The organism is Puniceibacterium antarcticum (assembly GCF_002760615.1).
GTDB lineage: Bacteria > Pseudomonadota > Alphaproteobacteria > Rhodobacterales > Rhodobacteraceae > Puniceibacterium > Puniceibacterium antarcticum.
The window spans coordinates 1-735 of the sequence record NZ_AWWI01000174.1; the positions used below are offsets into that span (position 1 = coordinate 1).

Sequence of the window (735 nt, forward strand, 5' to 3'; positions counted from 1 at the left end):
GTAAGCGGTGCGCCGTTCCCACCTATTTGGCGTAATTCCACGGCAGCAGCGCGTCGATATCAGATTGTTTATGCCCGTTTACAATGGCTGTGAGCGTGTGGGTCAGATAGGCGTGGGGATCGACGTAATTGAGCTTGCAGGTCTCGACCAGCGAAGCGATGACGCCCCAGTTTACGGCCCCTGCATCATGACCAGCGAAGAGCGCGTTTTTGCGGTTCAAGGCGATAGGACGGATAGTGCGCTCGACAGCGTTATTGTCCATCTCGATGCGGCCGTCGGTTAGGAACAGGCATAGCCCGTCCCAGTATTTGGCGATGTATTTGAGCGCTTCGCCCAAGGGCGCTTTGGCAGATACGCGGGCGCGATGGGCGGTCAGCCATGCCTCAAACGCCGCGATCAATGGGGCTGACTGTTCTTGCCGCGCGGCCAGCCGCGCTTCGGCGTTCAGCCCACGGATATCCTTTTCGATGCGGTAGAGGGCTGCGATCTGTTTCAAACCCTCTTCGGAGATGGGTGCGGTGCCAGACTGCGCGACCTCGTGCAGTTTGCGTCGCGCATGCGCCCAGCAGTACGCCAAAGCAACATTGTTATCGACACGTTTGAGCAGGCGATTGTAGCCTGCATACCCATCCACCTGAAGGATGCCCGAGAAGCCCTTCAAAATGTCATCTGCATATTGGCCGGACCGCCCCGGCGCATAGGTGAAGGCTACGCAGGGCGGAGCCGCGCCAGCCC

Annotated in this window: 1 protein-coding gene; it reads right to left on the bottom strand. The window is 59.3% G+C overall.

The genetic code is table 11. The annotated features are described in order from the left end of the window. Window positions 1–22 precede the first annotated feature (22 nt). Window positions 23–735: IS66 family transposase (gene tnpC / locus P775_RS24235; protein ID WP_143520989.1), on the bottom strand; the 713-nt coding region annotated here is incomplete at its 5' end.